This window comes from Mycolicibacterium diernhoferi (assembly GCF_019456655.1).
Taxonomy (GTDB): domain Bacteria; phylum Actinomycetota; class Actinomycetes; order Mycobacteriales; family Mycobacteriaceae; genus Mycobacterium; species Mycobacterium diernhoferi.
Genome location: NZ_CP080332.1, coordinates 2,469,636 through 2,494,276 on the forward strand (window position 1 = coordinate 2,469,636; position 24,641 = coordinate 2,494,276).

At 69.3% G+C, this 24,641-nt stretch carries 27 protein-coding genes; 21 read left to right on the forward strand and 6 right to left on the reverse strand.

All coding sequences use genetic code 11. The features are described 5' to 3' along the window. Positions 1 to 3: 3 nt before the first annotated feature. Complete coding sequence (locus K0O62_RS11615) at positions 4 to 921, forward strand: alpha/beta hydrolase (RefSeq protein WP_073856131.1); 918 nt, start codon at positions 4 to 6, stop codon at positions 919 to 921. Here the strand turns inward: K0O62_RS11615 and K0O62_RS11620 are convergent. Together K0O62_RS11620 and K0O62_RS11625 are read right to left on the reverse strand one after the other, a co-directional pair. Continuing rightward, positions 914 to 1,390, reverse strand: a complete 477-nt coding sequence (locus tag K0O62_RS11620) for a polyketide cyclase (protein WP_073856221.1) — start codon at positions 1,388 to 1,390, stop codon at positions 914 to 916. The genes K0O62_RS11615 and K0O62_RS11620 overlap by 8 nt on opposite strands. Positions 1,391 to 1,419: 29 nt before the next feature. Further along, positions 1,420 to 2,118, reverse strand: coding sequence for a DUF427 domain-containing protein (locus tag K0O62_RS11625; protein ID WP_073856132.1), 699 nt, complete (start codon positions 2,116 to 2,118; stop codon positions 1,420 to 1,422). A 92-nt stretch (positions 2,119 to 2,210) separates the two neighbouring features. Between K0O62_RS11625 and K0O62_RS11630 the strand changes: the two genes are divergently transcribed. After that, positions 2,211 to 2,795: a hypothetical protein gene (locus K0O62_RS11630; RefSeq protein WP_131817393.1), complete on the forward strand. Its 585-nt coding sequence runs from the start codon at positions 2,211 to 2,213 to the stop codon at positions 2,793 to 2,795. 69 nt (positions 2,796 to 2,864) lie between these two features. On the opposite strand, the gene K0O62_RS11635 is transcribed toward K0O62_RS11630, so the two are convergent. Next, positions 2,865 to 3,119, reverse strand: a complete 255-nt coding sequence (locus K0O62_RS11635; RefSeq protein ID WP_073856133.1) for a DUF2631 domain-containing protein — start codon at positions 3,117 to 3,119, stop codon at positions 2,865 to 2,867. A 96-nt stretch (positions 3,120 to 3,215) separates the two neighbouring features. Between K0O62_RS11635 and K0O62_RS11640 the strand changes: the two genes are divergently transcribed. Then, entirely contained in the window at positions 3,216 to 4,703 is a 1,488-nt protein-coding gene (locus tag K0O62_RS11640; RefSeq protein WP_097933416.1) for an amino acid permease, read from the forward strand. Then, positions 4,704 to 5,549: a TIGR03619 family F420-dependent LLM class oxidoreductase gene (locus K0O62_RS11645; protein ID WP_073856135.1), complete on the forward strand. Its 846-nt coding sequence runs from the start codon at positions 4,704 to 4,706 to the stop codon at positions 5,547 to 5,549. Between the two features lie 13 nt (positions 5,550 to 5,562). On the opposite strand, the gene K0O62_RS11650 is transcribed toward K0O62_RS11645, so the two are convergent. Beyond that, the gene (locus tag K0O62_RS11650) at positions 5,563 to 6,156 is read right to left on the reverse strand and encodes a fasciclin domain-containing protein (protein ID WP_234800055.1); all 594 of its coding nucleotides are present in this window, start codon (positions 6,154 to 6,156) and stop codon (positions 5,563 to 5,565) included. 127 nt (positions 6,157 to 6,283) lie between these two features. Then, the gene (locus tag K0O62_RS11655; RefSeq protein ID WP_073856136.1) at positions 6,284 to 6,961 is read right to left on the reverse strand and encodes a fasciclin domain-containing protein; all 678 of its coding nucleotides are present in this window, start codon (positions 6,959 to 6,961) and stop codon (positions 6,284 to 6,286) included. 81 nt (positions 6,962 to 7,042) lie between these two features. Here K0O62_RS11655 and dxr point away from each other — a divergent pair, with 81 nt between their 5' ends. The 6 genes from dxr to K0O62_RS11685 all read left to right on the forward strand — a co-directional run bounded on the left by dxr (position 7,043) and on the right by K0O62_RS11685 (position 14,183). Further along, the gene (dxr, locus tag K0O62_RS11660; protein ID WP_073856137.1) at positions 7,043 to 8,242 is read left to right on the forward strand and encodes a 1-deoxy-D-xylulose-5-phosphate reductoisomerase; all 1,200 of its coding nucleotides are present in this window, start codon (positions 7,043 to 7,045) and stop codon (positions 8,240 to 8,242) included. Next, positions 8,242 to 9,477: a M50 family metallopeptidase gene (locus tag K0O62_RS11665; RefSeq protein ID WP_073856138.1), complete on the forward strand. Its 1,236-nt coding sequence runs from the start codon at positions 8,242 to 8,244 to the stop codon at positions 9,475 to 9,477. The genes dxr and K0O62_RS11665 overlap by 1 nt, the downstream gene beginning before the upstream one ends. Before the next feature lie 10 nt (positions 9,478 to 9,487). Beyond that, entirely contained in the window at positions 9,488 to 10,657 is a 1,170-nt protein-coding gene (ispG, locus tag K0O62_RS11670) for a flavodoxin-dependent (E)-4-hydroxy-3-methylbut-2-enyl-diphosphate synthase (RefSeq protein WP_073856139.1), read from the forward strand. A 54-nt stretch (positions 10,658 to 10,711) separates the two neighbouring features. After that, a complete protein-coding gene (locus K0O62_RS11675; RefSeq protein WP_073856140.1) occupies positions 10,712 to 11,566 on the forward strand; it encodes a GNAT family N-acetyltransferase in 855 nt (284 codons plus the stop codon). Between the two features lie 86 nt (positions 11,567 to 11,652). Then, on the forward strand, positions 11,653 to 13,497 hold the full coding sequence (locus tag K0O62_RS11680; RefSeq protein ID WP_073856141.1) for a penicillin-binding transpeptidase domain-containing protein: 1,845 nt from the start codon (positions 11,653 to 11,655) through the stop codon (positions 13,495 to 13,497). 125 nt (positions 13,498 to 13,622) lie between these two features. Beyond that, positions 13,623 to 14,183: a DUF1707 SHOCT-like domain-containing protein gene (locus tag K0O62_RS11685; protein WP_073856224.1), complete on the forward strand. Its 561-nt coding sequence runs from the start codon at positions 13,623 to 13,625 to the stop codon at positions 14,181 to 14,183. 9 nt (positions 14,184 to 14,192) lie between these two features. Here the strand turns inward: K0O62_RS11685 and K0O62_RS11690 are convergent, their stop codons facing one another. Next, a complete protein-coding gene (locus K0O62_RS11690) occupies positions 14,193 to 14,570 on the reverse strand; it encodes a PaaI family thioesterase (protein WP_073856142.1) in 378 nt (125 codons plus the stop codon). Between the two features lie 79 nt (positions 14,571 to 14,649). Here K0O62_RS11690 and map point away from each other — a divergent pair, with 79 nt between their 5' ends. The 11 genes from map (at position 14,650) to K0O62_RS11745 (ending at position 24,602) form a co-directional block, all read left to right on the forward strand. Beyond that, the gene (map, locus tag K0O62_RS11695) at positions 14,650 to 15,507 is read left to right on the forward strand and encodes a type I methionyl aminopeptidase (RefSeq protein ID WP_073856143.1); all 858 of its coding nucleotides are present in this window, start codon (positions 14,650 to 14,652) and stop codon (positions 15,505 to 15,507) included. Continuing rightward, complete coding sequence (locus tag K0O62_RS11700) at positions 15,504 to 16,994, forward strand: cobyric acid synthase (protein WP_264002234.1); 1,491 nt, start codon at positions 15,504 to 15,506, stop codon at positions 16,992 to 16,994. Before map ends, K0O62_RS11700 begins: the two co-directional genes overlap by 4 nt. Then, entirely contained in the window at positions 16,991 to 17,650 is a 660-nt protein-coding gene (locus K0O62_RS11705) for a hypothetical protein (RefSeq protein WP_073856144.1), read from the forward strand. Before K0O62_RS11700 ends, K0O62_RS11705 begins: the two co-directional genes overlap by 4 nt. Before the next feature lie 63 nt (positions 17,651 to 17,713). Continuing rightward, complete coding sequence (locus K0O62_RS11710) at positions 17,714 to 18,277, forward strand: alpha/beta fold hydrolase (RefSeq protein WP_073856226.1); 564 nt, start codon at positions 17,714 to 17,716, stop codon at positions 18,275 to 18,277. Positions 18,278 to 18,359: 82 nt separating this feature from the next. Then, complete coding sequence (locus K0O62_RS11715) at positions 18,360 to 19,724, forward strand: glutamine synthetase family protein (protein WP_073856145.1); 1,365 nt, start codon at positions 18,360 to 18,362, stop codon at positions 19,722 to 19,724. Continuing rightward, positions 19,711 to 20,481 (forward strand): gamma-glutamyl-gamma-aminobutyrate hydrolase family protein, encoded by a 771-nt coding sequence (locus K0O62_RS11720; RefSeq protein WP_073856146.1) that lies wholly within the window; start codon positions 19,711 to 19,713, stop codon positions 20,479 to 20,481. The genes K0O62_RS11715 and K0O62_RS11720 overlap by 14 nt, the downstream gene beginning before the upstream one ends. Beyond that, positions 20,478 to 21,845 (forward strand): aldehyde dehydrogenase family protein, encoded by a 1,368-nt coding sequence (locus tag K0O62_RS11725; protein ID WP_073856147.1) that lies wholly within the window; start codon positions 20,478 to 20,480, stop codon positions 21,843 to 21,845. The genes K0O62_RS11720 and K0O62_RS11725 overlap by 4 nt, the downstream gene beginning before the upstream one ends. Positions 21,846 to 21,871: 26 nt before the next feature. Then, positions 21,872 to 22,645, forward strand: a complete 774-nt coding sequence (locus K0O62_RS11730; RefSeq protein ID WP_073856148.1) for a 3-oxoacyl-ACP reductase — start codon at positions 21,872 to 21,874, stop codon at positions 22,643 to 22,645. Positions 22,646 to 22,652: 7 nt separating this feature from the next. Continuing rightward, positions 22,653 to 23,375, forward strand: a complete 723-nt coding sequence (locus tag K0O62_RS11735) for a FadR/GntR family transcriptional regulator (RefSeq protein ID WP_073856149.1) — start codon at positions 22,653 to 22,655, stop codon at positions 23,373 to 23,375. Positions 23,376 to 23,391: 16 nt separating this feature from the next. Then, positions 23,392 to 23,712, forward strand: coding sequence for an ArsR/SmtB family transcription factor (locus K0O62_RS11740; RefSeq protein WP_073856150.1), 321 nt, complete (start codon positions 23,392 to 23,394; stop codon positions 23,710 to 23,712). 56 nt (positions 23,713 to 23,768) lie between these two features. Further along, the gene (locus tag K0O62_RS11745; protein ID WP_073856151.1) at positions 23,769 to 24,602 is read left to right on the forward strand and encodes a class I SAM-dependent methyltransferase; all 834 of its coding nucleotides are present in this window, start codon (positions 23,769 to 23,771) and stop codon (positions 24,600 to 24,602) included. The last annotated feature ends 39 nt before the right edge of the window (positions 24,603 to 24,641 follow it).

Here is a 24,641-nt window from a genome sequence, read left to right on the forward strand (position 1 = left end):
CGCATGAGTGAGGAGATCGCCGACCGGCTCGATCCCGCCCTGCGTCACCTGGCGGCGGCACGCACCGACCTGAGCGCCGAGGCGCTGCCGGCGGTGCGCGCATTTCTGGACCAGCGCCGCGCCGACGGGGCGACCCGCATCGACACCACCGGTGTCACCGTGGAGGACGCGGTGGCCGGCGGGGACGTCCCGGTCCGCATCTACCGGGGCGGCACCGCGGGCGCCGTCCTGTACTGCCACAGCGGGGCGTTCGTGCTGGGCAACCTGGACACCGATCACCTGCAGTGCGTCGAACTGGCCCGCCGGGCCGGCGTCATCGTGGTGTCGGTGGACTACCGACTGGCCCCGGAACACGCCTACCCGGCCGGTCTCGACGATGCCCTGGCCGTCCTGCACTGGACGGCGCAGCACGCGGGAACGTGGGGGATCGCAGCGGACCGGCTGGCGGTCGCGGGCAGCAGCGCCGGTGGCGCACTGGCGGCCCGGCTGGCCCAGTGCGCCGCCGACGGGGCCGCGCCGCAGATCCGATTCCAGCTCCTGCATCAGCCGGTGCTCGACGACGGGCTCACCCCGTCCAAGCAGGAATTCCACGACACCCCCGGATTCGACGGTCCCGCAGCGGAACTGATGTGGCGCCACTACCTGGCCGGCGCCGAGCCGGCGGCGGGCGCGGTGCCCGCCCGGGCCGCCGACCTGAGCGGTCTGGCGCCGGCGTTCATCAGCTGCTCGGAACTCGACCCGCTGCGCGACGAGGCCGTCGACTACGCGCTGCGGCTCATGTGGGCGGGTGTGCCGACCGATCTGCACGTGTTCGCCGGCACCTGCCACGGGTTCGATTCGCTGGTGCCGGACTGGGAGATCAGCACGCAGCTGTTCGAACTGCAGGGCACGGCGGTGCGCCGAGCCCTGGCGCTCAGCTGAGCGCGTCGAGTTCGCGGGCGACCGCGGCGTGATAGGCGTCGATGTGGGATGGGTTGACGATCCGGAAGAACCCGTCACCCATCGGCGCGTCCCGGTAGGCCTCGATGGTCATGGTGCGCTTGAACAGCGTGACACCGGGATCGGGCCGGCTGAAGTGGTATTCGATGGTCATCCGGCCCTCGAAGCCGCCGTTGCCCTCATAGTCGGTGCCGAGGCGGCCGACCGAACTGAACACCCACATGCGCGGTCGGGTGGCGATCGCCAGCTGCCAGGTGAACACCCGGTCCTCGGTGGGATGGGCCTCCTGCCAGGTGTCACCCACCCGCAGCGGCAGGGTGTCCCGCACGCCGGTGATCCGCGGCCCGCCCGGATAGGTCTTGGCCCAGTTGACCGGATTGGTGACGAAATCGTAGATTTTCTCCGCGGTTTGGGTGAACGCGGTCTCGGAGCTGGTGGTGACGATGCCCAACGGGGTGCCTTCCTGCACAGGGGTGGATGTCAGCAACCGCAGTCGCCGGTGCCGCCGCCGGGCAGCTCGGCGATCATATCCACGCGGGTGTCATCAAAACTCAGGAATCCTTTGATGGCAGCAGATTCCGGAAGCGTATCGGCGTAACTCCACGCCACATCGGCCACCACCGCGCCGTCGATCACTGCCGACCAGTACGTCGCATGGCCCTTGTAATTGCAGTAGCTGGTGGTCTCGCTGCGGCGCAGCAGATCGGTGCGCACCGCCGCCGGGTCGACGTACAGCCTTGGCGCCAAGGAGGTCTCGTAGACGATCACGGTGTCGACGGTGTCCACCAGCACGGTGTCGCCGATACCGACCCGCAACCCCCGGCTGGTCGGCAGACAGTCCACCCGGTGATACGGATTCGGCGGATAGTGGACCAGCAGGCGTCCCTCCTCGAACCAACTGTCGACCGCGTCCCACGGCACCCGCACATAGCCGGGCTTCTGTGGGACGGGCTCGCTGGGCAGGCCGCCGACCTCGGCGACGGGGAACGCGTAGCTCAGCGGGTGATCGCGCCGGTGCACCATCAACGCAGATTCGGTGTCGATCACGTTGCGGCCGTTGCGGACCGCCCGGATGCGCCGCGGGTGGGGTTCGATGAACACCAGGTCATCGGGGACGGCCGGGAAGAACTCGCCGGCCGGATCCCGGCTCAGCGGGCCGCGTCCGGCATACAGAGTCATGCGGAGAGCTTTACAGATTGTCGAATAAATGTCACGCTGGGGAAGCGGCCATGCCGCCTCCGTCCAGATGGATCGTGAAGGAGACAGCCAGCGTGAAACCCACCCCGATCAGACCCGATGAGCGTCACCCGTTCGGCGAGCGAAGAGGGGTGGGCGTGCGCGCCTCGGCGAGCGCGCTGCTGTCCTATGACCTCACAGTGGTGGCCGCCGATGTCCGGGACGTGGTCGGCGGCGCCGGGGGCTGGCTCTACGACCGGGTTCGTGCCGGATGGAAGGTCACCGTCGTGGTCCCGGCCTCCAGTGACGGGCGACCGTTGGAGATCCTCGGCGTCCGCGCCGTCGCCGCGGGTGCACAGGCCCGGTCGTTGGCGGCCGACCCCGCGGCGCTAGCGGTGCCCGCGAACCTGCTCGGCGCGGATCCGACCGTCCGTCGCCATGTCATCGACGCGCTCAGACGCGGCACCGCGGAGGTGACCATCTGGGGTGACTGCGGGAGCCTGGATGTCGGCTTCTCCGTGGGCCCCGCGCAGTACCGGCTCAGCCCGGCCGCGCGTGTGTTCAAGACCCACGCCCTGGCCGCCGCGGGGCTGGGCAGGGCGGCCGCCCCCGTCGAGCACTTCCACAGCCGCGCCCTCTGGTACCCGGCCGACGGGCCGGATCTGACCGCAATCCGCTGACGCACACACGAAAACGCCCCGGGCCGGCCGTTTCTGGGGATGGCTCCGGGGCGTTGTCGTCGAGTGCGGTTAGCGGTACCAGCCGCGGCTGCGGGCGATCCAGTCGCGCGCGACGATCCCGAGGATCAACACGGCGAAGATGATGAGGAACAGGTCCTCGACATGACCGACGTGGTTGCCGTGGGTCATCAGCAGGAGCAACACCGCCGAGAAGATGCCGATGAAGTGCAGGACGCGCGGGTTCTCTGCCGACCAGCCCCACTTGGCCGACGGCACTTCTACTTCGTCGACGCCGGTGTAGCGCTCGACCTCGGTCTTGCCCACGGATACTCCTCACGCGTATGCCTGGATTACTGCGGCCATTCTGGCATACCACGGGGATATCACCCGATGGGGCATCACTATCGGTACGTTGCGTACGTGACAGAGCGCTGGCGCAGGAAATCGGTCGAGCAGTCCCTCGCCGACACCGACGAACCCGACACCCGGCTCCGTAAGGATCTGACGTGGTGGGACCTCACCGTGTTCGGGGTGTCGGTCGTCGTCGGCGCCGGCATTTTCACGGTGACCGCCTCAACCGCGGCCAACATCACCGGCCCGGCGATTTCGCTGTCCTTCATCCTGGCCGCCGTCACCTGCGGGTTGGCGGCGCTGTGCTACGCGGAGTTCGCCTCCACGGTGCCGGTGGCCGGTAGCGCCTACACGTTCTCCTACGCCACCTTCGGTGAGTTCGTCGCCTGGATCATCGGCTGGGACCTGATCCTGGAGTTCTCCATCGGCGCCGCCGTGGTCGCCAAGGGCTGGTCCAGTTATCTGGGCACGGTGTTCGGATTCTCCGGCGGTGTCGTCGCGATCGGTCCGCTGGACCTCGACTGGGGCGCCCTGCTGATCGTCGGCGTGGTGGCCGTCCTGCTGGCGATGGGCACCAAGTTGTCCTCGCACTTCAGTCTGGTCATCACCGCCATCAAGGTCGCGGTCGTGCTGCTGGTGGTGATCGTCGGCGCCTTCTACATCAAGGTCGCCAACTACGACCCGTTCATCCCGCCCGCCGAGACCGGCGCCGACGCCGGCGGTTCGGGCCTGGACCAGTCGCTGTTCTCCCTGCTGACCGGCGCGGCGAGTAGCCACTACGGCGTCTACGGCCTGCTGGCCGGTGCGTCGATCGTGTTCTTCGCCTTCATCGGCTTCGACGTGGTGGCGACCACCGCCGAGGAGACCAAGAACCCGCAGCGCGATGTCGCCAAGGGCATCCTGGCGTCACTGGCCATCGTCACCGTGCTCTACGTGGCGGTCGCGGTGGTGCTGGCGGGCATGGCGCCCTATCTGGAACTCAGGGAGGCCGGCGCGGGTCACCCGAACCTGGCCACCGCATTCGAACTCAACGGGGTGGGCTGGGCCGCGAAGGTGATTTCCATCGGCGCGCTGGCCGGGCTGACCACCGTGGTGATGGTGTTGATGCTGGGGCTCTCGCGGGTGCTGTTCGCGATGTCGCGGGACGGTCTGCTGCCGCGGTCGATGGCGCGCACCGGGTCGCACGGCACCCCGGTGCGTATCACCGTGCTGGTCGCGGTGCTGATCGCCATCGCGGCGTCGCTGTTCCCGGTGGGCAAGCTCGAAGAGATGGTCAACGTCGGCACCCTGTTCGCGTTCATCCTCGTCTCGGCCGGCGTCATCGTGCTGCGCCGTACCCGCCCGGACCTCAAGCGCGGCTTCCGGGTGCCCCTGGTGCCGTGGCTGCCGATCGCCTCGATCATCGCCTGCCTGTGGCTGATGCTGAACCTGACCGGGCTGACCTGGGTCCGGTTCGCCGTCTGGATGGCCATCGGTGTGGCGGTCTACCTGCTCTACGGACGGCGGCATTCGCTGCTGGGCAAGCGTCAGGCCGGGCTGGCCCCGGAGGTCCACTGAATGCAGTTCTGGAGCGGGACGCCGTTCATGCCCACCAGAGCGGCGCTGGAGATCGCCCAGATCCTCGACGAGGCCGGGTTCGACGGTGTCATCTGCGCCGACCACATGATCTACCCGAAGGAACTGCGGTCGCGGTATCCCTCGGAGAGCGGGAAACCGGGTTGGGCGCCGGACACGGCCTGGCCGGACTCCTGGGTGATGATCGGCGCGATGGCGGCGCTGACCACCAACCTGCGGTTCTCCAATGCGGTGTACGTCGCCCCGTCCCGGCCGCTGCTGGAGGTCGCCAAGATGGTGGCCACGGCCGCCGAGGTCTCCGAGGGACGGGTGTCACTCGGCGTCGGCGTGGGCTGGATGCGCGAGGAATACGAGCTGATGGGCCAGGACTTCGCGACCCGCGGGAAACGGCTCGACGAGATGATCCCCGCGCTGCGCGCGCTGTGGCAGGGCGGCTGGGTGTCCTGGAGCGGGGAGTACTACGAGGTGCCCGAACTCATGCTCGAGCCGCACCCGCCGGCACCGGTACCGATCCTGTGCGGCGGTGAGTCCGAGGTGGCGTTGCGCCGGGCCGCCCGGCTGTGCGACGGCTGGGTCGGCACCGCCTATGTGCTCGAGGAGGCGGTGCGCTACGTGGACCGGCTGCGAGAACTGCGCCGCGAATACGGCCGGGCCGACGAGCCGTTCGAGGTGCTGCTCGCGCTGCTGGACCGGCCCTCGGTCGAGCTGTATCAGCGGGCCGAGGAGGCCGGGATCACCGCGGTGCTCTGCGCCCCGTGGGCGGTGGCCGAGGATCAGCGCGGCGCGACCTTGCGGTTCGCGGAGAAGATCATCAGCCGGTTCCGGTGATCCCGGCCCACCATCACATCGGCGGCATCAGCACCGAATCGATCAGGTAGACGGTCGCATTCGCGGTCTGCACGCCTCCACACACCACGTTCGCGTCGTTGACCTTGAGCTCACCGGGCGCACCCGAAGTCACGGTCACATCCCCGCCCTGCAGCGTGGTGTGGGTGCCCGCGACCTGCGCGGGCCCGGCCTGTCCCTGGACCACGTGATAGGTCAGGATGCTGGTCAGCAGCGCCGAATCGGTCTTCAACCGCTCGATGGTCGCCGGGTCGATCTTTGCGAACGCCTCATCGGTGGGCGCGAAGACCGTCAGCGCGGGTGCGCTGTCGAGCGTCTCGACGAGGTTGACCTGTGGGTTCAACTTGCCGGACAGCGCGGAGGTGAGCGTGGTCAGCAACGGGTTGTTCGACGCCGCGACGGCGACCGGATCGTGCGCCATCCCGGAGACCGATGCCGGGCCCTCCGGGTGCTGCGCGGCGTAGGCGGCGCAGCCGGGACCGACCAGTTCGGCGTTCGCCACGCCGGTCGAGGTGAGCAGGAGGCCGGCCGCCGCCGCCGCGGCACACGCGGCACCGGTGATCTTCTGGCTGTTCATCGAGAGCTTCATGAGTATTCCTTCGTTGTGGCGTCTGGTTGCGGATGTCGTCTGGTTGTGGATGAGGTGTGCGAAGTCGGGGCGAGGCAGCCCGCTCGGGGGGAAAGACTGCCTCGCCGGTCTCAATGGGCGCGCCGAGCTAGTTGGCCGGCGGCATCAACACGGTGTCGATCATGTAGACGGTGGCGTTGGCGGTCTTCACCCCGCCGCACACCAAGCCGGCGTCGTTGATCAACAGGTCGTCGCCGGAACCGGTCACGGTGACCGTTTCGCCCTGCACTGTGGTGTGGTCCCCGGCCACCTGATCGGGGGAAACCTGGCCGGGCACAACGTGATACGTCAGGATCGAGGTGAGCAGGTCGGAATCCGTCTTGAGTGTCTCCAGGGTGGCGGGGTCGATCTTGGCGAAGGCGTCGTCGGTGGGAGCGAAGACGGTGAACTCACCGCCGTCGAGGGTGGCGACGAGGTTCACGTCCGGGTTCAGCTGCCCCGACAGGGCCTGCGTCAGCGTCGTGAGCATCGGGTTGTGCGATGCGGCCACGGTGACCGGGTCCGCGGCCATGCCCTCGACCGAACCGGGTCCGGTCGGCACCTGCTCGGCGTACGCGGCGCAACCCTTGCCGACCAGCGCGCCCGCCGGCGCCGCCATCGTGGTCGAAGGCTCCGGTGCCATCGAGGAGGTCATCGACTCCGTCATGGAGGACACCGAAGAACTGGCGTCACTGCTGTCGGTGGACGACCCCGAACATGCAGACAACCCCAGCGCCGCCACCGCCGCGACTCCGGCGAATGCGATCCGATGGTGAGTGAGTTTCATCAGGCTCAACTTCCTTGTTGGCGGGCCGGCCGGTGCCGCACCCGTGTGCACCTACATCCGCTATTCGGTACCGCGTGCCGGATGGATGGGTTCGGATCGAAGTCGGGGCACAATGGGTGCGTGACGACTCCCGCCTCCCGCTGCCGCGTCCTGATCCTGGGCAGCACCGGATCGATCGGTACCCAGGCGCTGGAGGTCATCGCCGCCAACCCGGACCGTTTCGAACTGGTCGGGCTGGCCGCCGGCGGCGGCAACCCGGACCTGCTGGCCGCTCAGGCCGCCGAGACCGGGGTGACCAATGTCGCGGTCGCCGATCCGGACGCCGGCGTCGAGGCCCGTTACCGCGGCCCGGACGCGGCCACCCGCATCGTCGAGGAGACCGGGGCCGACGTGGTGCTCAACGCCCTCGTCGGGGCGCTCGGTCTCAAACCGACCCTGGCCGCCCTGCACAGCGGCGCCCGGCTCGCGCTGGCCAACAAGGAATCCCTGGTGGCCGGCGGTCCGCTGGTCCTCAAGGCGGCCGCGCCCGGCCAGATCGTGCCGGTGGACTCCGAGCATTCGGCGCTGGCGCAGTGCCTGCGCTCGGGCAGCCCCGACGAGGTGGCCCGGCTGGTGCTGACCGCCTCCGGCGGCCCGTTCCGCGGCTGGGCGGCCGCCGACCTGGAGTCGGTCACCCCGGAGCAGGCCGGCGCCCATCCCACCTGGTCGATGGGGCCGATGAACACCCTGAACTCGGCATCCCTGGTGAACAAGGGCCTGGAGCTCATCGAGACGCATCTGCTGTTCGGCATCGACTACGACCGCATCGACGTGGTGGTGCACCCGCAGTCCATCGTGCATTCGATGGTGACCTTCACCGATGGTTCCACCATCGCCCAGGCCAGCCCGCCCGATATGAAGCTGCCGATCGCACTGGCGCTGGGGTGGCCGGCGCGGGTGCCCGGGGCCGCGGCGGCGTGCGACTGGACGACGGCGTCGACCTGGACGTTCGAACCGCTCGACGATGCGGTCTTCCCGGCGGTGCAGCTGGCCCGGGCGGCCGGGCAGCGCGGGGGCAGCCTGACCGCGGTGTACAACGCCGCCAACGAGGAGGCCGCGGAGGCGTTCCTGCAGGGACGGATCCCCTTCCCTGCGATCGTGCGGACGGTGGCCGATGTGCTGCACGCCGCAGATCAGTGGGCCGCCGAACCCGCTAACGTGGAAGAGATACTCGAAGCGCAGGACTGGGCCCGTGACCGGGCCCGCAGCGCAGTCAGCCAGGAGGTAGCAGCAAGCCGATGATGTTGTACGTATTGGGCATCGCGGCGATGGCGCTGGGCATCCTGCTGTCGGTGGCGTGGCATGAGTGCGGTCACATGTGGGTGGCCCGCGCCACCGGTATGAAAGTGCGCCGTTACTTCGTGGGCTTCGGGCCCACGTTGTGGTCGACCAAGAAGGCCAACAAACTCGGGTACACCGAGTACGGCGTCAAGGCCATCCCGTTGGGCGGCTTCTGCGATATCGCGGGCATGACCACCCACGACGAGATCGCCCCCGAGGACGAGAAGTACGCGATGTACCGGCAGAAGGTGTGGAAGCGCGTCGCCGTGCTGTTCGCCGGGCCCGGGATGAACTTCGTGCTCGGGCTGGTCATCATCTACGGCATCGCCAACATCTGGGGCCTGCCCGATCTGAACCCCCCGACCACCGCGATCGTCGGTGAAACCTCTTGTGTCGCACCGCAGGTCGCCAAGAGCGGGGAGAACCCCTACGGCCCCTGCCCGCAGCCGGGTCCGGGTCCGGCCGCGTTGGCCGGAATCCAGAGCGGGGACACCATCGTCAAGGTCGGCGACACCGACGTGGCGACGTTCGCCGATATGGCCGCCGCCATCCGGGCGCTCGACGGCCCGGTCCAGGTGGTCTACGAACGCGACGGGCAGCGGCTGTCCACGGTGGTCGACGTCGCGCAGACCCAGCGCTTCACCTCCAAGGACGCCGAGACCCCCGAGACCGTCGGGGCGATCGGCGTCAGCGCCGCACTGCCGCCCGGCCCGACGCAGTACAACCCGCTGTCGGCGGTCCCGGCCACCGTCGCCTTCACCGGCGAGCTCTCGGTCAAGCTGGGGGAGGCGCTGCTCAAGATCCCGACCAAGGTCGGTGCGCTGGTGGAGTCGATCAGCGGCGGTGAACGCGATCCGGAGACGCCCATGAGCGTCGTCGGTGCGAGCCGGTTGGGCGGCGAGGCGATCGAGAACGACCTCTGGGTGCTGTTCTGGTTCCTGCTGGCGCAGTTGAACTTCGTGCTCGGCGCGATCAACCTGCTGCCCCTGCTGCCGTTCGACGGTGGGCACATCGCGGTCGCCACCTACGAGAAGCTCCGCAACATGTTCCGCAAGGCACGTGGGCTGCTGCCCGGTGCCCCGGTGGACTACATGAAGTTGATGCCCGCCACCTACGTCGTTCTCGCCGTGGTCGGCGTCTATATGTTGTTGACCGTCACCGCCGACGTGGTCAACCCCATCAGCCTTTTCCAATAGGAGACAAGCAATGACGAACATCGGGTTGGGCATTCCGGCACCGCCGCCGCCGGTCCTCGCGCCGCGCCGCAAGACCCGTCAGCTCAAGGTCGGCAATGTCGGGGTGGGCAGCGAATCGCCGATCTCGGTGCAATCGATGTGCACCACCAAGACGCACGACATCAATGCGACGCTGCAGCAGATCGCCGAGCTGACCGCGTCGGGCTGCGACATCGTGCGGGTGGCCTGCCCGCGCCAGGAGGACGCCGACGCGCTGCCGATCATCGCCAAGAAGGCCAATATCCCGGTCATCGCCGACATCCACTTCCAGCCCAAGTACATCTTCGCCGCCATCGATGCCGGTTGCGCGGCCGTGCGGGTGAACCCGGGCAACATCAAGGAGTTCGACGGCCGGGTCGAGGAGGTCGCGAAAGCGGCTGCGGCGGCGAACATCCCCATCCGGATCGGGGTCAACGCCGGCTCGCTGGACAAGCGGATGCTGGAGAAGTACGGCAAGGCCACCCCGGAGGCGCTGGTCGAGTCGGCGCTGTGGGAGGCCTCGCTGTTCGAGGAACACGGCTTCGGCGACATCAAGATCAGCGTGAAGCACAACGACCCGGTGGTGATGGTCGAGGCCTACGAGCAGCTGGCCGCGCAGTGCGATTACCCCCTGCACCTCGGCGTCACCGAGGCAGGGCCGGCCTTCCAGGGCACCATCAAGTCGGCGGTGGCGTTCGGCGCGCTGCTGAGCCGCGGCATCGGCGACACCATCCGGGTGTCGCTGTCCGCCCCGCCGGCCGAGGAGATCAAGGTCGGCAACCAGATCCTGGAATCGCTGAACCTGCGCCCGCGCGGCCTGGAGATCGTGTCCTGCCCGTCCTGCGGGCGCGCCCAGGTCGACGTGTACACGCTGGCCAACGAGGTGTCCGCAGGCCTGGAAGGGATGGACATCCCGTTGCGCGTGGCGGTGATGGGCTGCGTGGTGAACGGGCCCGGCGAGGCACGTGAGGCCGACCTGGGTGTGGCATCCGGTAACGGCAAGGGGCAGATCTTCGTCAAGGGCGAGGTCGTCAAGACGGTGCCCGAGGCGATGATCGTCGAGACGCTGATCGAGGAAGCGATGCGCATCGCGGCCGAATCCGAGGGCGCCGCCGGCGCCGGTGGAACTCCCTCCGGTCCGCCGGTTGTCACCGTAAGCTGAAACCTGGCCCTGTGAGCGGGCTCACCAGATCAGGTTTGCCAGAAAGAGTCCCGAATGTCGGCTCCACCACTGTCACGTGTCACCGGCGACCGACAGGTCTCGGTGGTCCGTGACCTCGGTCAGGTGCGGGCCGTCCTGGAAGCGGATGCGGTCGCGTCCTGCATGGTGGCCTGCCGGGTGCTGGAGTTCGGGGTCGACCCGAGCGCCATCGGCGGCGAGTTGTGGACACGGGGGACACCGGCGGACTCGCTGTGTTACGCCGGGGCCAATCTGATCCCCTTGCGCGGCACCGACGCCGACCTGATGGCGTTCGCCGACAAGGCGCTGCGCGCGCCGCGGCGGTGTTCCTCCCTGGTCGGCCGCGCCGAACTGGTGTTGCCGCTGTGGCAGCGGCTGGAATCGGGTTGGGGTGTGGCCCGTGACGTGCGGGCCGATCAGCCGTTGATGGCGTTGCACGCCCCCTCGCTCTGTACGGCCGACCCCGCGGTCCGGCCGGTGCGGATGGAGGAGCTCGACGCCTACCTGGTGGCGGCGATCGACATGTTCATCGGCGAGGTGGGCATCGACCCCCGGCTCGGCGACGGCGGCCGCAGCTACCGGCGCCGGGTGGCCGGTCTGATCGCGGCGGGCCGGGCGTGGGCGCGGTTCGAGCGCGGCGAGGTGGTCTTCAAGGCCGAGGTCGGATCGCAGTCGCCGACGGTCGGCCAGATCCAGGGCGTGTGGGTGCACCCGGCCTGGCGGGGCCGCGGCCTCGGGGCGGCCGGCACCGCCACGGTGTCGAATGCCGTGCTGCGCGGGGGCCGTATCGCCAGCCTCTATGTCAACGGATTCAACGAGGTGGCCCGCGCCACCTACACGAAGATCGGCTTCACCCAGGTGGGCACGTTTGCCACCGTCCTGTTGGACTGAGCCACTTCGCCATCTCGGCGGGATCACGGTTGCGTCTCGGTGCGCCTCCGACGCAACCCGCCGTCACACTCTTAACATCAGCCACAATGACATCGCTGGCATCGTTAACCTCAACAGCATCACGGACGTCGCGCACGCTGAGCGCGGCCGCGGTCTTCGCTGTCGTCGTGACCGTCGGTTCCCTCACCGCCTGTACCCCCAAGCCGGACGGGCCCGAACCCGTTGCCGCGCAGTTCTTCGAAGCGCTGGTGGACGGCGACACCGCCGCCGCCGCGCAGCTGTCCGACAAACCGGCCGAGGCGCAGGCGGCGCTCAACGAGGCCTGGGCCGGACTGCAGGCCGAACGGCTGGACACCCAGATCACCGGCTCCAAGTACACGCTGGACACCGGCACCGTGAAGTTCCGCTACACCTGGCACCTCCCGAAGGCCCGCACCTGGGCGTATGACGGCGAGCTGAACATGGTGCGCAACGAAGGCCAGTGGCAGGTGCGCTGGAGTGCCACCGGACTGCACCCGGGCCTGGGCACGAACCAGACCCTGGCCCTGCGCGCCGATCCGCCGGGGCGGGCCTCGGTCAACGAGCGCGGTGGCAGCAATGTGCTGGTGCCCGGCTACCGGTACCACTTCGCGCTGGACGCCAAGGCCGCCGGCGCGGAGCTGATGCCGACGGCGCGCGCGGTCGTCGACGCGCTGCGGCCCTTCGACGACACCCTCGATCCCCAGCGCCTGGCCGAGGAAACCAGCTCGCGGACCGGGCCGCGGAGCCTGATCACCCTGCGTAAGTCCGACTACGACAAGGTCTTTCCGGCGATCGGCACCCGGCCGGGCGTGGTGATCACCCCGCAGCCCGACATGCTGCCCACCGACGAGAAGTTCGCGCCGGCGATCGTGGCCGAGGTCAAGAAGACCGTCACCGAGGACCTGGTCGGCGAGCCCGGCTGGCGCATCGTCAGCGTCAACCAGAACGGCGTCGACGTCGCCGTGCTGAACGAAGAGCCGGGTACCCCCGCGCCCTCGGTGACCATCAGCCTGGACCGCGCCGTGCAGAACGCCGCGCAGGACGCGGTCGACATGGTCGGCAAGAAGGCGATGATCGTGGCGATCAAACCGTCGACCGGCGAGATCCTGGCCGTCGCGCAGAACGCCGCCGCCGACGCCGACGGGCCGACCGCCACCATGGGCCTCTACCCGCCGGGGTCGACGTTCAAGATCGTCACCGCCGCCGCGGCCCTGGAACGCGATCTGGCCACCCCCAACACGCTGCTGGGCTGCCCGGGCACGCTGGATATCGGGCACCGGACGGTGACCAACTACAACGCGTTCGACCTCGGCACGGTGCCGCTGTCGCGGGCCTTCGCGAACTCCTGCAACACCACTTTCGCCCAACTCGCGTCCACCATGCCGCCCCGCGGGTTGACCACCGCGGCGGCCCGCTACGGCCTCGGCCCGGACTTCATGGTCGACGGGATCCCGACGGTGACCGGCTCGGTGCCCCCCACGGTGGATCTGACCGAGCGCATCGAGGACGGTTTCGGTCAGGGCAAGGTGCTGGCCAGCCCGTTCGGGATGGCGCTGGTGGCCGCGACGGTGGCCGCCGGTAGGACCCCGGTGCCGCATCTGATCGAGGGCCGCCAGACCGAGGTGGACGGTGAGACCGGTGAGCCGCTGAGCCCGGAGATCATCGACGGCCTGCGTCCGATGATGCGGCTGGTGGTCACCAACGGCACCGCCAAGGAGCTCAACGGTCTCGGCGACGTCCGTGGGAAGACCGGCGAGGCCGAGTTCAACGGCGGTTCGCACGCCTGGTTCACCGGCTACCGCGGCGACATGGCCTTTGCGGCGCTCATCGTCGGCGGTGGCAGTTCGGAGTACGCGGTGCGGATGTGCCGCGACATGCTCAACGGGCTGCCCCCGGACTATCTGGCCTGACGGCCTGGTCCGATGGTGTGCCGTGCCACCTCGTAGCCTTATCGGTGGGAGGGCGACACATGAACGAGGATCCGGGAACCTGGCGTCTCGCCGATTCGGCGATTCCGCGCATCCCCGAGACGGGGATGCGGGTCTCCGACGCCGACCGCAACGGCACCCTGCGCCGGCTGCACAACGCGGTGGCCATGGGGCTGATCGACATCGGCGAGTTCGAGGAGCGCTCCGCCCTGGTGGGACAGGCGCGCCTGCATTCGGATCTCAACGCACTCGTCGACGATCTGCCCGGGCCGGGCGCGATCGTCACCTCGGCCGCCGACCGGGTCGAGCTGCGCGGTGTGCTGGGCTCGCTCAGACGTCAGGGGGAGTGGCTGGTGCCCACCCGGCTGGCCCTGACCCGGCGGATGGGGTCGGTGGATCTGGACCTGACCCGCGCCCGGTTCGCGGGTTCGATGGTGGTGGTGGAACTCGACCTGAAGTTCGGCGGCCTGGAACTGCGCCTGCCCGCCGGGGCGAGCGCGTCCATCGACGATGTCGAAGTGGTGGTCGGCAGTGCCCGTGACCATCGCGGCGATGCGCCCGCCGAGGGCAACCCGCACATCATCCTCACCGGCAAGGTGGTGTGCGGATCGGTGGATATCCGTGGGCCGCGCCGCAACTGGAAGCCGACGCTGCGCCGGTCGTCGTAGTTCGCGGGCTCAGCGCGGCTCGAGCACCGCGAAGGTGAGCGTCGACTTGGCGGCGAGCCGTCCGCGATCCACATCGAAGACGTCGACCTCGGTGACGATGAGCCGTTTGCCGGCCCGCACGACGGACGCCTCGGCGCGGGCCTTGCCCATGATCGGCGCCAGGAAGTGGATGTTCAGGTCGGCGGTGGTGACGTCATACCCGGCGCCGGTCGCCCGGCCGGCCAGCATCCCGGCCGCGATGTCGATCAGCGTGGCGACCAGGCCGCCCTGCAGCGCACCGCGGACGTTGGCGAGATCGGGCCGGTTCTCCATCTCCAGCACCAGCCGGTCGTCGGCCGACTCGACCTCCCGGTAGTCCAGCCGCGTCAGGATGTGCGTTTCACTCACCGCCGTACGGTAACACCATTACCGCATGTGGAGAGTTTCACTCTCGGACCGTCTCGACGTGACGATTAGGCTGTCCGGTATGCCTGTTCGCGCCCCACTTCGTTCCGGTGAGCTGTCCCCGACGCTGCCGGTGCCCAAGTCCATCCCGCGCCCGGAATACGCGTGGAAGCCGACCGCGGTCGAAGGCCACGAACCGTGGGTGCAGACCCCCGAGGTGATCGAGAAGATGCGGGTCGCGGGGCGGATCGCCGCCGGCGCGCTCGCCGAGGCCGGCAAGGCGGTCGCCCCCGGCGTGACCACCGACCACCTGGACCGGGTTGCCCACGAGTACATGCTCGACCACGGCGCCTACCCGTCCACCCTGGGCTACAAGGGCTTTCCCAAGTCCTGCTGCACCTCGCTGAACGAGGTGATCTGCCACGGTATCCCGGACTCCACGGTCATCGAGGACGGTGACATCGTCAACATCGACGTCACCGCCTACAAGGACGGTGTGCACGGCGACACCAATGCCACCTTCCTGGCCGGCGACGTCTCCGAGGAGCACCGGCTGCTGGTGGAGCGCACCCATGAGGCCACCATGCGGGCGATCAAGGCCGTCAAGCCCGGTCGGCAGCTCTCGATCGTGGGCCGGGTCATCGAGGCGTACGCGAACCGCTTCGGCTACAACGTGGTCCGGGATTTCACCGGCCACGGCATCGGCGAGACCTTCCACAACGGCCTGGTGGTGCTGCACTACGACCAGCCGGCGGTGCAGACCGTGCTGGAGCCGGGCATGACGTTCACCATCGAGCCGATGATCAACCTCGGTTCGCTGGACTACGAGATCTGGGACGACGGCTGGACGGTGGCCACCAAGGACCTCAAATGGACCGCCCAGTTCGAGCACACCCTGGTGGTGACCGAGGACGGTGCCGACATTCTGACGCTGGTGTGAGCGCACTGCTGATCGCCGGCACCACCTCCGATGCCGGCAAGTCCATGGTGGTCGCGGGGCTGTGCCGGCTCTTGGCGCGCAAGGGGATTCGGGTCGCGCCGTTCAAGGCGCAGAACATGAGCAACAACTCCGCGGTCACCGTCGAGGGCGGCGAGATCGGCCGGGCCCAGGCCATGCAGGCCCGGGCCGCCGGGCTGGCGCCCAGCGTGCGTTTCAACCCGGTGCTGCTCAAACCGGGCAGCGACCGGACCTCGCAACTCGTGGTGCGCGGGCAGGTCGCCGGCACCATGGCCGCCGGGGACTACCTGACCCGGCGTCGCCGGCTCGCCGAGGTCGTCAACGCCGACCTGGAGTCTCTGCGTGCCGAGTTCGACGTCGTCATCTGCGAGGGCGCCGGCTCGCCCGCGGAGATCAATCTGCGGGCCACCGACCTGGCCAATATGGGGCTGGCCCGCGCCGGTGGCCTGCCGGTCGTGGTCGTCGGTGACATCGACCGCGGCGGACTGCTGGCCCACCTGTTCGGGACCGTCGCCGTGCTCGAGCCGCAGGACCAGAAACTCATCAGCGGATTCCTGGTCAACAAGTTCCGCGGGGACCCGGCGCTGCTGGAGCCCGGACTGCGCCAACTGCAGGAGCTGTCCGGCCGGCCCACCTACGGCGTCATCCCGTACCTGGACGGTCTGTGGCTGGACACCGAGGACTCGCTGTCGGTGCAGGCCGGGCAGGCACTGGGGCGGCCGATCGAACCGCGCGGGGCGGATTGGCTGACGGTCGCCGCGGTGCGGTTGCCCCGCATCTCGAACTCCACCGACGTGGAGGCGCTGGCCTGCGAACCCGGGGTGGCGGTGCGCTGGGTCGCCGACGCGGCCGAGATCGCCGAGGCCGACGTGGTGGTGGTGCCCGGCAGCAAGGCGACGGTGTCCGACCTGGGCTGGCTGCGTGAACGCGGGCTGGCCGACGTGGTGCGCGCGCATGCCGCGGCGGGCCGGCCGGTGCTGGGCGTGTGCGGCGGATTCCAGATGCTGTGCCGGTCCATCGAGGACGTCGTCGAGTCGGGCTCCGGCCGGGTCGAGGGGCTCGGCCTGCTCGACGCCGACATCGTCTTCGAGCGGGAGAAGACGTTGCGGCACTGGGATACTCCGCTGCACGGCTATGAGATCCACCACGGTCAGGTGACCCGCAGCGCCGAGACCGACTGGCTCGGCGTGGGCCTCCGCCGGGGTGCGGTCTACGGCACGCACTGGCACGGTCTGCTCGACAACGACGAGGTCCGCCGCGGTTGGCTCACCGAGGCGGCCGCGGCGGCCGGCCGGTCCGGCTTCGAGGTGGCCGGCGACATCAGCGTCACCGCCCGCCGGGACGGCCAACTTGACCTGATGGCCGATGCGCTCACCGACCATGTCGACCTCGACGCGCTGCTCGGCCTGCTCGACGGGGTTCCGGCCCGCCCGGTGATCGGCACCTCGCTGGGTAGCGTGGGGACATGATGCGGACTCTGCCGGTGCTGCTCACCGCGCTGGTGGCGCTGACCGGCTGCACGAGTGTGGTCGAGGGCGCCGCGACCTGGCCGGGAGAACGCCTGGAGCGGGTCCTGCTGACCGCGGCGGACTTCCCGGCCGGGGTGCAGTTCGACCGCATCGTCGAGAATCCCGGCCGGCCCGACGGCGACGGCGCGCCGCCGGCCATGCTCTCCGACCCGCCGGGTTGCAGTGAGGGATTCACCAAGGTGATCACCGCGACGGCGGAGCGCGGACCGGGCAGTGCCGCCAAGTACACCGTCGGCTACGACGGTGCCCGGATGCTGATCACCGTGCTGAGCTGGCCGCTGGACACCGAGGCGCTGGAAGCCACCGCCCAGCGCTGCGCAAGCTTCTCGACCTTCTTCGATCGCGGTTCACCGGCCATCCCGATGACCACCACCCGACTGGACACCGAGCGCCCCGGCGCCCTGGTCTTCGAGCAGACCATGGAGCTGTCCGGCTCCCGCAGCAGCGTCTACTTCTCCTTCGAGAATGTGAACTCGATGGCGGTGTTCGCCGTCGCCTTTCCCACCCCGAACCCGGCGATCGGTGTCAAAGCCACGCTGCCGCAGACGTTTCTGGAGGCGACCGGTAAACAGGCGCAGCGTCTGGAGGCACCGTGACGACCGGTGCGCAAGACCGGGAAACGGCTGCGCCGAACCCGAGGATGTCCTAGCGTGACCCAGATGCCAGCCACCACCGTCACCGTGGACGGTTCCCCCTTCGCGGTCGAGGTCGCAGGCCCGGAGAACGCCGGCGTGGTGGTGCTGCTCGGCTCGGTCAAACAGGCACCCGCCGCCTACGACGCGGTGTGTCACCGACTGCACACCGCGACGCTGCGCACCATCGTCATCCCGCCGTCGCCAGAACTGGCGGCGCGTTCGGTGATCGGCATCATGGACGCCCTCGGCGTGCGCTGGGGAACCCTGGTCGGTGACCGGGTCGGGGCCGAACTCGCCTGGGAACTCGCGGCCAGCAGGCTGGACCGGTTCACCGGGCTGGTGGTGGTCGACCGCGGGCATCCGCGGGTCCCCGATGAGGCCGGGGCCATCCGCAATGAGACCTGCCCGCCGGTGGAGGTGGCCACCACCGCGCTGGTGAGCACCGCCTCGGCGGCGAAAGTCGTTCGCGCCAGCCAGCAATACGTCTTCGGAGACTTCCGGGTCGTGGAGTTGCTCGGCCGGCGCAACCCCGGTGAGTCCACGGCGCAGCTGGCCGCCGAGATCGTGATGCGCACCAGCACCTGGTGACTCCATTGGTCTGATGGCCTACCTTTAGAGGTGGCGCCGGTCACCGTCGACCCGCGTCGAGCCGACGAGGGGAACACGCCCGATGGTTGCAACCGGAATGCTGTCGCAGGCCACTCTGGAACAGCTCGTCGCGGCCCACGAGGTCGACACCGTCATCGTCGCGTTCCCCGACATGCAGGGCCGGCTCACCGGGAAGCGGGTCTCGGCGCGGCTGTTCGTCGAGGAGGTGGCCGCGCACGGCGCCGAATGCTGCAACTACCTGCTGGCCGTCGACGTCGACATGAACACCGTCGACGGCTACGCCATGTCGAGCTGGGAGACCGGCTATGGCGACATGGTGATGACCCCGGACTTCGGTACGCTGCGCCGGTTGCCGTGGCTGCCGGGTACCGCGCTGGTGATGGCCGACCTGTCCTTCACCGACGGCCGACCGGTGGCCGTCGCCCCGCGCAGCATCCTGCGCGCCCAGCTGGACCGGCTGGCGCAGCGCGGACTGACGGCGTTCGTCGGCACCGAGCTGGAATTCATGGTGTTCGACGACACCTACCGCGACGCGTGGCACGCCGGATACCGGGACCTGACACCGGCCAGCGATTACAACATCGACTACGCAATGCTGGCCTCCACCCGGATGGAGCCGCTGCTGCGCGACATCCGCCTCGGGATGGAAGGCGCCGGGATGTACTGCGAGGGCGTGAAGGGGGAATGCAACCTCGGGCAGCAGGAGATCGCGTTCCGCTACGACGAGGCCCTGACCACCTGCGACAACCACACCATCTACAAGAACGGCGCCAAGGAGATCGCCGATCAGCACGGCAAGTCGATCACCTTCATGGCGAAATTCGACGAGCACGAGGGCAACAGCTGCCACATCCACATATCGCTCCGTCATACGGACGGTTCGGCTGTCTTTGCCGATGACTCCGGCCCCGACGGCATGTCGGCGATGTTCCGCAGCTTCGTGGCGGGGCAACTCGCCACCCTGCGCGAGATGACGCTGTTCTACGCGCCGAACATCAACTCCTACAAGCGCTTCGCCGACGGGAGCTTCGCGCCGACCGCGGTGGCCTGGGGGATGGACAACCGGACCTGCGCGCTGCGGGTGGTCGGTCACGGCCACGGGATGCGGATGGAGTGCCGAGCGCCCGGCGGTGACGTGAACCAGTACCTGGCCGTCTCGGCGCTGATCGCCGGCGGGCTGCACGGCATCGACGCGGGCTTGGCGCTGGAGGACGCGTGCACCGGCAACGCGTACGCCGGCGGCGCGCAACGGTTACCGAACACCCTGGCCGATGCGGCCGCACTGTTCGAGGGCTCCGAGGTCGCCCGCGCCGCCTTCGGCGAGGAGATCGTCGCGCACTACCTGAACAATGCGCGGGTCGAACTGACCGCGTTCAACGCCGCGGTCACCGACTGGGAGAGGGTGCGCGGCTTTGAACGCCTCTGAGCCGGGAGACAGCCCGCCGGTCCTGGGGCTGACCACCTACCTGCAGCGCGCCCAGAGCGGCGTCTGGGATGTCGACGCCTCCTTCCTGCCCGCCATCTACATCGAGGGCGTCAACCGCGGCGGAGCCGTCGCCACGCTGTTGCCCCCGCAGCCCGGCGGCACCGAAGTGGCCGAGCGCGTGCTGGACGGAATCGACGGCCTGATCATCACCGGTGGACGCGACGTCAATCCGGAAAGCTATGGCCGGCTTCGACACCCGACCACCGACGAGCCGATGGGTGAACGAGACGCCTGGGAGTTCGCACTCCTGCGCGCCGCGCTGCGGCGCAGCATGCCGGTGCTGGGCATCTGCCGGGGAGCGCAGGTGCTCAACGTCGCCCTCGGCGGCACCCTGCACCAGCACCTGCCCGATGTGCTCGGCCACACCCGGCATCAGCGGGGCAACGCGGTCTTCTCCACCTCGTCGGTGCGCACCGTGGCGGGCACCCGGCTGGCCGCGCTGATCGGCGACTCCTCGGACGCACAGTGCTACCACCATCAGGCTATCGACCGGCTCGGCGACGGACTGATCGTCAGCGCCCGCGACACCGTCGACGGGGTCATCGAAGCGGTCGAACTCGGAGCTGCCGGACCGGGGCGTGCGCCCTTCGTGCTCGCCGTCCAGTGGCATCCCGAGGAACGGCTCGACGATGTGCGGCTGTTCACCGCGGTCGCCGAGGCCGCCGCCGACTACGCGAAAGGCAAGGTCGCCACATGAGCACCTGCACGGTGATCAACCCGGCCACCGAGGAAGCGCTGTGCGAGGTCGACCTGCTCGACGTCGCCGCGGTCGACGACGCGGTGGCGCGCGCCAAATCCGCTCAGCGCCGCTGGGCGCGGCTGGCGCCGGCGGACCGGGCCGGCGCGCTGCGGGCCTTCGCGGCCGTCGTGGACGCCCACATCGACGAGCTCGCAGCCCTGGAAGTGGCGAACTCCGGACACCCGATCGGGCAGGCAGAAGGGGAGGCCGGGCACGTCCGCGACGTGCTGAACTACTACGCCGCGAGCCCTGAACGCCTTGTCGGCCAGCAGATCCCGGTGGCCGGGGGGCTCGATGTCACCTTCAACGAACCGCTCGGCGTGGTCGGGGTGATCACCCCGTGGAACTTCCCGATGACCATCGCCTCGTGGGGTTTCGCCCCGGCGCTGGCCGCCGGGAACGCGGTCGTGCTCAAACCCGCCGAGTGGACTCCGCTGACCACCATGCGGCTGGCGGAACTGGCGGTGGCCTCGGGGCTGGACCCGGACCTGTTCCAGGTGCTGCCCGGCGCCGGGACGGTGGTCGGTGAACGCTTCGTCACCCACCCGGATGTGCGCAAGATCGTGTTCACCGGATCGACCGCGGTCGGTACCCGGGTGATGGCCGGCGCCGCCGCACAGGTCAAGCGGGTCACCCTCGAACTCGGCGGCAAGAGCGCCAACATCGTGTTCGACGACTGCGACCTGGAACGCGCGGCCGCCACCGCACCCTACGGTGTCTTCGACAACGCCGGACAGGACTGCTGCGCGCGCAGCCGGATCCTGGTGCAGCGCACCGTATACGACCGCTTCATGGAACTGCTCGAGCCGGCCGTCGCCGGGGTGGTGGTCGGCGACCCGGCCTCCCGGGACACCGAGATGGGGCCGCTGGTATCGCGGCCGCACTGGGAGTCGGTGCGCGGCTACGTCCCCGACGACGCGCCGGTGGCGTTCCGGGGCTCCGCCCCGGAAGGGCCAGGATTCTGGTTCCCGCCAACGGTATTGACCCCGCAGCGCAGCGATCCAACCGTCACCGAGGAGATCTTCGGCCCGGTGGTGACGGTGCTGGCGTTCGACGACGAGGCCGACGCGGTGACACTGGCCAACGACACCAGATACGGGCTGTCCGGGTCGATCTGGACCGACAACGTATCGCGCGCACTGCGGGTCAGCCGGGCCGTCGAGGCCGGCAACCTGAGCGTCAACTCGCACTCCTCGGTGCGGTACGCCACCCCGTTCGGTGGCTTCAAGCAGTCGGGTCTGGGCCGGGAACTGGGACCGCAGGCCCCGTTGTCGTTCACCGAGACCAAGAACGTCTTCATCGCCATCGCCGATGAGCAGTAGACGACGAGCAGTAAGGAGTCACCACCATGGATCTGACCCAGCGACTCAAGGACAAGGTCGCCGTCATCACCGGCGGCGCCAGCGGCATCGGCCTGGCGGCCGCCAAACGGATGCAGGCCGAAGGCGCGGTCGTCGTCCTCGGTGATCTCGACGAGACCGCCGGGCGTTCGGTCGCCAATGACCTGAACGTCACCTTCGTGCCCGTCGACGTCTCCGATCAGGCGGCGGTGGACAACCTGTTCGACACGGCCTTCGACGTCCACGGGGGCGTGGACATCGCGTTCAACAACGCCGGTATCAGCCCGCCCGAGGACGATCTGATCGAGAACACCGGCATCGACGCGTGGCAGCGGGTGCAGGACATCAACCTCAAATCGGTGTTCTTCTGCTGCAAGGCGGCGCTGCGGCACATGGTTCCGGCGCAGAAGGGGTCGATCGTCAACACCGCATCGTTCGTCGCGGTGATGGGGTCGGCGACCTCGCAGATCTCCTACACCGCCTCCAAGGGCGGCGTGCTGGCCATGTCGCGCGAGCTCGGTGTCCAGTACGCGCGCCAGGGCATCCGGGTCAACGCGCTGTGCCCGGGGCCGGTGAACACCCCGCTGCTGCAGGAACTGTTCGCCAAGGATCCCGAGCGGGCGGCGCGCCGGCTGGTGCACGTCCCGGTCGGCCGGTTCGCCGAACCCGAGGAACTGGCCGCCGCCGTTGCGTTCCTGGCCAGCGACGACGCCTCCTTCATCACCGCCTCCAGTTTTCTCGTCGACGGTGGCATCAGCGGCCACTACGTCACGCCGCTGTGAGCCGATGATGGATTCTGAACCCGACCCCGCACCGACCGCCGAGACCCTGCTGCGTCCGGTCCGGCTGGGCAACGCCTTCGAGGACACCGTGGCCCGGCTGCTGGAGACGATTCGGCTGGGCGTGCTGGCCCCGGGGGAGTCGTTGCCGCCGGAACGCGAACTGGCGGTCCGGCTGGGGGTCAGCCGCGACACGGTGCGCGAGGCGATCAAATCGCTGGCCGACGCCGGTTATCTGCAGTCCCGCCGCGGGCGCTACGGCGGCACCTTCCTGGCCGAGCAGCTACCCACGCCGCGCGCCGCCGGGGTCCGGCTCGATCGCGCCGACATCGACGATGCGCTGCGGCTGCGGGAGATCCTGGAGGTCGGTGCCGCGCGGATGGCCGCCGGCCGCAGCCTCGGCGAGGTCGAGGCCGCGACGCTGCGCAACCGGCTCGCCGACGTCCGCGCGGCCACATCCGAGGATTACCGCCGGCTGGACTCGCGGCTGCACCTGGCGATCGCCGAGGCGGCCGGGTCGCCGTCGCTGGTGCCGCTGGTGGCCGAGAACCGGATGCGGGTCAACGCCCTGCTGGATCAGATCCCGTTGCTGCAGCGCAATATCGCGCACTCCGATGAGCAGCATCAGGCCATCGTGGAGGCGATCCTGGCCGGCGATGAGCAGGCCGCCGCCGACGCGATGTGCGCCCACCTGGCGGGTTCGGCGGCGCTGCTGCACGGATTCCTGGACTGAGGTTAGATTTGCAGCCATGACCGATCCCTCGGTGGTGGCGCGGGCCTCGTCCGCGCTGGCCGACGTCGATACCGCCGGCTGGGCGCAGCGGTTCGACCTGCTCTCCGATCCGCACCGCCTCGAGATCCTGCTCAGCCTGCACCGGGCACCGGGCATCTGCGTCGGCGACCTGGCGGCGGCGCTGGGCCGGTCCGAGAACGCGGTGTCCCAGGCCCTGCGCATCCTGCGTCAGCAGGGCTGGGTGAGCAGTGTCCGGGTCGGCCGCTCGGTCAGCTATCGACTCGAGGACGAGATCGTGCATGACCTGCTGCACTGGATCGGCGCCGGGCACAGCTGAGGCGGCAATTCGGTCAATCCGGCATGTGCGCCGCCGGTGGGGATCACCATCGATGCATGGGCGCCGAAGTCGATCCGAACCCCGCCGATGCCGATCGCGCGGTGAAGGCCAAACACCGCGCGCTCTGGGCCTCCGGCGACTACGCCGCGGTGGCAGGCGAACTCATCCCCGAACTCGGGCCCGAACTGGTGCGCGCATGCCGTGTCCGGCCCGGTGACCGGGTGCTCGACGTCGCGGCGGGGGCGGGCAACGCCGCGATTCCGGCGGCACTGGCCGGAGCATCGGTCACCGCGGGCGATCTCACCCCGGAACTGTTCGAGGCGGGCCGCGCACATGCGGCGCAGCACGGTGTGGAGTTGGAGTGGGTGGAGGCCGATGCCGAGGCGATGCCGTTCGCGGACAACGCCTTCGACATCGTCATGTCGTGTGTCGGGGTGATGTTCGCGCCGCGGCATCAGGCGGCCGCCGACGAACTGCTGCGGGTCTGCCGGCCCGGCGGCACCATCGGCCTGATCAACTGGACACCAACGGGTTTCATCGGTCGACTGTTCGCCACCATGAAGCCCTACGCGCCGCCACCCCCGCCCGGGGCCGGCCCGGCGCCGCTGTGGGGCGACGAGGCCCATGTGCGCGAGTTGTTCGGCGATCGCCTCACCGATGTCACCTTCCGGCACCAGACCGTGGCATTCGATCACTGCACCGACCCGCTGGAATTCCGCGAGTACTGGAAGCGCAATTACGGGCCCACCATCGCGGTGTACACGTTCAATGCCGGCCGGCCCGAACGGGTCGCGGCACTGGACGAGGCCTTCCTGGACTTCCTGACCGAGACGCAGCGCGACGGCCACTGGGACGCCGAGTACCTGCTGGTGACCGGGACGGCCGCATAGCTGATCGTCTGTTCATCTGGACAGATATCGGCACGGGTC